The sequence below is a fragment of the Cyanobium sp. N5-Cardenillas genome, from assembly GCF_024345515.1.
Taxonomy (GTDB): Bacteria; Cyanobacteriota; Cyanobacteriia; order PCC-6307; family Cyanobiaceae; genus Cyanobium.
The window spans coordinates 1-6543 of sequence record NZ_JAGQBG010000181.1 but is presented as its reverse complement, the minus strand read 5'-3'; the positions used below and the strand labels follow the sequence as shown (position 1 = coordinate 6543).

5 protein-coding genes and 1 tRNA gene are annotated in these 6543 nt (G+C 65.1%); all 6 read right to left on the bottom strand.

The genetic code is table 11. From position 1 onward, the window contains the following. Positions 1–290: 290 nt before the first annotated feature. Positions 291–2189: a tetratricopeptide repeat protein gene (locus KBZ04_RS13130; protein WP_254992353.1), complete on the bottom strand. Its 1899-nt coding sequence runs from the start codon at positions 2187–2189 to the stop codon at positions 291–293. Positions 2190–2303: 114 nt separating this feature from the next. Continuing rightward, a complete protein-coding gene (locus KBZ04_RS13125) occupies positions 2304–3857 on the bottom strand; it encodes a mechanosensitive ion channel family protein (RefSeq protein ID WP_254992352.1) in 1554 nt (517 codons plus the stop codon). A 68-nt stretch (positions 3858–3925) separates the two neighbouring features. Then, complete coding sequence (locus KBZ04_RS13120) at positions 3926–4567, bottom strand: hypothetical protein (protein ID WP_254992351.1); 642 nt, start codon at positions 4565–4567, stop codon at positions 3926–3928. Positions 4568–4807: 240 nt separating this feature from the next. Further along, positions 4808–4880 (bottom strand) — tRNA-Ala (locus KBZ04_RS13115). A gap of 65 nt (positions 4881–4945) precedes the next feature. Beyond that, positions 4946–5560 carry a transcriptional repressor LexA gene (lexA, locus tag KBZ04_RS13110; RefSeq protein ID WP_409995982.1) on the bottom strand — a complete coding sequence of 205 codons (615 nt, stop codon included), beginning with the start codon at positions 5558–5560 and terminating at the stop codon, positions 4946–4948. 73 nt (positions 5561–5633) lie between these two features. Continuing rightward, positions 5634–6543 (bottom strand): ornithine carbamoyltransferase (gene argF / locus KBZ04_RS13105; RefSeq protein WP_254992350.1); only part of this gene is annotated, 910 nt, incomplete at its 5' end.

Sequence of the window (6543 nt, the reverse complement as noted above, 5' to 3'; positions counted from 1 at the left end):
GCACGGCGCGCCGGAGCCAGCGGCGCAGCAACCGCACCAGCAGCCACACGGCCAACGAGCCCAGCAGCACCCTGGCCAGGGCCATGAGCATGGCAACTCCCACGGCCTGGATGGCGGGGGTCACGATCGGGCCTGACCGGCCAGGGGAAGGGCAGGCGATCGGGTGATGACTGGATTCATCGTGAGTGGTGAAACCACACTGTTCTGATGAGGTGGCTGCTCATCGCATCGCACCACGCACATCATCCTAAAAGAAAAATCCAGGATGGCGTCATTCTCAAGCCCTCTTCTCACAGGCCGAGCGGTTGTTGTTTTGGGATATAGCGGTGCGCCTTGGCGTTGTCTATCGCCTGTTGCAGGGCGACCCATTCAGGAGCAAGTCTTGAGGCTTCTTGATACTTTTTCAGCGCCTCTTTCCATTGTCCTTGGAAGGCAAGACAGTCTCCCCATGCTTTGAGGGGATCCGCCCAGCCTGGGCCGCGCTTGGCGGCGGCAGCGAGCTGTTCCATGGCCGCTTTGCACTCTCGGTGGCGCGCCAGGGCCGCACCCCAGGAGTAATAGCCGGCGGGCAGGTCTGGAGCCAGTCTGACAGCGTCAGCATAGGCTAATTGGGCATTTTTCCAGTCACCACGTCGATCAAGAATATCCCCTCTGAACCGCAGACAGTTCACGTAGCGCCCAGCTTCACGGAGCGTTTGATCGGCCTTTTTTCGAAGCTTCGCCTCCTCCTGTGCCAGGGCCACCCAGCAGAGGTAGCCAGGCATGTTGGCCGCCACTGTTTTATTGTTTGTATACTCGGATTTGAAGCTCTCCATTTCACGAAGGGCAACGCTTTTGTTCCCCTCAAGTGCGGCAAGGCGCCCCCGCACAAAGTGGGTGCGAGCCTTGATGGTGGAATCGTTGGATGCGCCCGATCCGAGGCTGAGATGAAACCGGGCCGACTCCAGGTCATGCAGACGGGTGTCAATGAGGGCGATCACGGGATGACGCAACTGGTTGCCGGAACCGATTCCCCGGTACTGGCGGGCGTCATCAGCAAGAACGGCTCTCCAGGCCTGAAGATTCCAGGTGAGTTGATTCCATTGTCCGAAGCCAAGCTCCTTCTTGGGGCTTGGACGTCCGCCCTTGCGTTGGAGATGGTTTCTGCCATACTCCCACGCCTCCTGCTCCCTTCCCATGACAATGGTGGTCAACATGATGTTGTTGTGGACATTGGTGAAATCCTTCCTCAGGGCAAGGGCCTTTCGATAGAGAAAAAGGGACTGTTTTGCGTTTGCTGGTCCTCCGGTGTTCTGCAACGCATTGGCCCATTGATTCAGAAGGTAGGGGCGATCGGCCTCAGTGGTGGTGGGAAAAACCCTTTCGCTGAAGGCCACCGCCTCCTCGCTAAGCCCCTTGGCGATCAGGGAGGCAACGTAATGCGAAGGTTGCGTGTGCTCGAAGATGTGAACCGCTGCTTCCCGGGTCAGTTTTTTGATGGCGTTGGTATCGCCTTTGAAGGATCGGGCGGGAATGCTCTCCCCTCGGACCGTGAGCATGAGCTCGCCAGCCGAGCTTTGCACCAGGTCTCCCGACACGGTCAGATCATGGCCCAAGCGTTGGCGCAGGAGCGTTTCGATCTGATGAATTGAAATACCGGTGGAGGGGAGTTCCAGTTCAATCTGGTTTGACCAGGCATCCGACACCTTGCGTTTCTCCAGGCGGGTGCGGGTGCTAGACTGCAATAGAGTGAGCTCATCCAGCAGGATGCCGGCAACCACTCTCCCCGACAGTCCCCTGTCAGCAAGCTGGGGCGGGGTGCTGAACTCCCTGATGACAATCGCCCTGGATCTGATCGCTTCGATGATCAGGACAAGAACACTGATTCCCAGCAGACACGCCAGCAGTGCAACAAACGCCTGTGAGGCGATTCTCAGCCGTTGACTGATCCTCTGGAGTTGCGTGATGTCGGCCTGTCCCTTGAGATAGGCAATCCGCAGCGGATGCTCGTCCCTCAGCTGCCGCTTCTGCAGGGCTTGCAGGGAGTCCTGATCCTCTGCCTGGCTGGCTGGCTGTGCAGAACGTCCGGAATCAGCTGTGCCCTTCACGCCAAGACCAGGCAAGGCAGCCTGCTCAATCGATTCCATGGGTGAACCTGCCACATCGTCAGCCTGGGGATCGGTGAAGTCGTTGAGATCCAGCCCTGGCATGTTCCATTCCCTCCGTTTCCTTCCTTCTGGCGGCCTCCTCATTCTTTAGCACTTCTACCCAGCTGCACCCACCCAGGTCTGTGCCCAATGGCCAGTTCAGGGGGCTCTGATTCCTCAGTTCTCCCCGTCCGTAGCCGACTGCCTCAGCCGGTTCAGCAGAGCATCGGTGACCTCGGCGGGGAAGGCCACCTCGAGGCGTTCGTTGCGCAGGTGCAGATCCCGCTGGGGGAACGGTATGGACAAGTTGTGCTGGCGCATGATCGCTTCGATGCGGAAGTTGAGCTGGCTGCGGATCTCGTACTGACGCCGGGGCTGGTTGATCCAGACCAGCAATTGAAAATCCAGGGAGCTCTCCCCGAAGCCCTTGAAGAACACCTGGGGTGGTGGAGTCGCCAGGATGTCGGAGAGGTCCTGGCAAGCCTCCAGCAGGGCCTGACGCAACACCTGGCAATCGGAGCCATAGGCCACGCCCACCGGAATCTTGAGGCGGGCCACTGAACTTCCGTGGCTCCAGTTGACGACGCGGGACTCCAGAAACTCGGCGTTGGGAACGATGATCGAGATGCGGTCGAGGGTGACCACCTCGGTGCTGCGCAGATTGACGCGGGTCACGGTGCCCTGCAGGTCGCCCACCTCGACGAAATCGTTCACCTTGATGGGCCGCTCGAACATGATGATCAGGCCACTGATCAGGTTCTTGGCGATGCCCTGCAGGCCCAGGCCCACCCCCACCCCCAGGACGCTGGCGAACAGGGCCAGGGAGGTGAGATCGAGGCCCCACAGCTGAAGCAACACCAGCGTGCCGAGGAACAGCAGGCCGTACTGAAGGACGAAGGCGATCGCTTCCTGGGAACCTGGCTCGATGCCTGTGCGCTGCAGGACGCGGATCTGGAGCAGGCCCTTGAGGAACGCCACCCCGCGCACCAGCACGAGGAACAGAGCCACCAGGACGAAGGCATCCAGCACGGAGTAGCGGCGTCCCCCCAGGGGCAGGAAAGGGGAGCCCACGCTCTCGGTGAGGGCCTCCAGAAGGCGGCTGATCAGCAACCGGGTGACCGGAAAGAAACCCGCGATCACCAGGATCGCCGCCACCCAGAGGCCAAGCCGCAGGATCACCAGCACCCCGTGCAGCAGCCAGTCCATGGCCCGCAGCGGTTGGCTGCCGGGCTCACCGACCAGGGGTTGGGTGAGGGCTGAGGGCAGGTACCGCCGCCACAGCAGCCAGAGGAGCCGCTGCAGCAGGAACGTGGCCCCCAGGATCCCCAGGGAGATGGGGACCATGCGGGCCACATAGCCGGGCTGGCGTTCGAGTCGCCCCCGGTTGAGGGCCGTTGTCAGATGTTGACGCCAGAGCTCGGCCTGCCCTTGCACCGTCAGGCCCTCCGGCGTATCGCGCCGGGTCACCGTGAGGACCACCGCGTCATCGAGGGTGACCACGGGCAGGTTGTGAAGCTCCTTCACGCCGATCCTGGCCGGGCTCCTGTTCGCCACCGCCTCCTGCAGCAGCCGGTTAGCCCGCTCCACCCGTTGGTGAGCCGTGTAGTCCTTCGAAGTGGCAACCGGGAACAGGCGGTTGCCGTCCAATTGGAGGAAGGCCTGGGCCGCCATCTGCTCCTGGGCGCGGGCCCCACCGAACGGGGTCACGACCACCCAGATGGCCAGGACCATCAGGGCGGCCAGGGCGAGCAGTCGGCCCCGGTGGCGACCCGACCAGAAGCGCCGCGGCAGGGTGGGGCTCAGGTGAGGACCGGCTGGGGGTCCTGGCTCGCCGACCTGGGCACCAGGATCTTGCGCATCGAGAGGCGTGCGGCCCCGTCCGAGTGCTCCGGGTACCCCTCCAGGGCGTTTCCCTCCGGTTCCAGGGCGCTGTCTGCTCCTCCCCCCTCCTCGTCCAGGGGTTCCAGCAGATCGAGCACGGCCTGGCGCACCCCTGAGAGGCGCCTCTCCAGTCTGAGACGTGTCTGTTGCTCCTGCTCCAGCTCCTGCGTCAACACCCGGCACTGCCGTTCGGCGGCCTCCTGGCGCAGACGGTCCCGTTCCCGCTCGGCCTCCTCCAGGGCCGCCTGCTCCTGCTCGGCGATGGCCAGTTGCTGGCGCACAGCCTCGTGGAAGCGTTCCACCTCCGCTTCGGCCAGGTGCCGGCCCTCCCGGGCTTCGGCCAGTTCGGCCTCGAGCCGTTCCCGCACCCGACGGCCTTCCTCCTGCTGGGCGGCCACCTCATGGGCCCTGGCGGCGGCGTTGGCCTCCAGGTGGCGCCGGAAGCGCCGCTCCTGCTCCAGTTCCTCGCGCAGGGCGTCGACTTCGGCGGTGGTGGCGGCGATCAGCGTCTGGGCCTGGGCCGTGAGGGCCTCGACCGCCTGGGTGAAGGAGGGGGACATCGGCGTGCGCAGGGATAGGAAGATTGCTTTAAGTCTGCGAGCGGCTGCTTGTCGGTAGCGACGGGCTCTTCGCATCGGTGGCACCGCTGCTGCAGCCGCCCAAGCGGTTGCCGGCCTCGAGCCCAGATGCCATCGAGCTTGTTCGTTTGGCACGGCCACCAAGCCTTGTGTTCTCCCCAGTGCAGCAACCCGAAGGCAGCAGGCGCTTGTCTTGCTTGCGAGAGAGAAAGTGAAACAGAATGGAGCCAAGCGGATTCGAACCGCTGACCCCCTGCATGCCATGCAGGTGCTCTACCAGCTGAGCTATGGCCCCATTGATGCGCCGGCTGACCGGTGCCTGAGGAGCTTACAACGTGGCCGATCGCCCCCAGGCACCGCTCAGACCTGGCGCCAGACCGCCACCAGGCGGCCCTGCACGCTCACCTGGTCGGCGGGCAGGGTGATCGGTGCGTAGGCGGGGTTGGCAGCCTCGAGGCGCACCTGGGATCCCTGGCGATGGAAATGCTTGAGGGTGGTGCCGCTGCCCGGCACCAGGGCGCTCACGATCGTGCCCTCCCGCAGCCTTGAGGGGTCGGGAACGGGTTCCATCAGCACCACGTCGCCATCGGCGATGTGGGCGTCCACCATCGAGTCGCCGTTGACCGTGAGGGCGAACAGGCCGCGGGTGTCGAGCACCGGGGCCAGATCGAGGTGCTCCTGCACATCATCGAAGGTTTCCACCAGCCCGCCGGCGGCCACGGCCCCGAGCACCGGGATGCCTGTACGGGTGTCTCCGAGCAGCTGCAGGGTGCGGGCCTGGCCCTCCTGCCAGGTGATCCAGCCCTTCGGCTGCAGGTGGCGCAGGCGGCTCTGGATCGGCGCCGGCGAGCGCAGGCCCATGGCCTCCATCATCTGGCGGATCGACGGGCTGTGGCGGTGACTGCCGATGTAGTCGGCGAGCCAGTCGTAGAGCTCCCGCTGGGCCTCGGTGAGCTCCTGATGGGTGGCGAACACGGGCAGTACGGATGAACCAGTCCCTTTCTGCCATCCCGCGCGCGGTTTGTCCACTCCCCCTGCCGCCGGGCGTTCAGTCGGCGACGCCCCCCAGCAGGGTGGCCAGCAGGGCCTGCTGCACGTGCAGGCGGTTTTCCGCCTGGTCGAACACCCGGCTGGCGGCCCCCTCGATCACCCCGGCGCTGATCTCTTCGCCCCGGTGGGCCGGAAGGCAATGCAGCACGATCGCCCGCGGATCGGCTTCGGCCAGCAGGTCCTCGTCGAGGCACCAGCCGGCAAAGGCCTGCTCCCGCTGGGCCTGCTCCTCCTCCTGGCCCATCGACGCCCACACATCGGTGTAGAGCGCATGGGCGCCGCGGACCGTGGCCAGGGGCTCATGCAGCACCGTGATCGTGCAGCGTTCTCCCGCCAGGTCCCTGGCCTGCTCCACCACCGCCGGGCTGGGGGCGAAACCATCCGGGCAACCGATGCGCACGTCCATCCCCAGCAGGGCCCCGACGAGCATCAGCGAGTGGGCCACGTTGTTGCCGTCGCCCACGTAGGCCAGGGTGAGGCCGTGCAGGTCGGCGGGGCCATGGCCGAAGTGCTCCTGAATCGTCAGGGCATCGGCCAGGGCCTGGCAGGGGTGCTCCAGGTCGGTGAGGGCGTTGATCACCGGGATCGAGGCCCAGTGGGCGTAGTCGACCAGGTCCTCCTGGGCGAAGGTGCGGATCGCCAGGGCATCGCAGTAGCGGCTCAGCACCCGGGCCGTGTCGGCGATCGGCTCGCCCCGGCCCACCTGGGTGACGGCCGGGTTGAGGTCGATCGTCTGACCGCCCAGCCGGGCCATGGCGACGATGAAGCTCACCCGGGTGCGGGTGGACGCCTTGGAGAAGATCAGCCCCAGCACCCGCCCGGCCAGGTCGATGCGTCGCTCGCCGCTCTTCAGCTGGCGGGCCAGCTCCAGCAGGGCGAGGCTCTGGGGGCCGTCGAGGTCGGCGGAG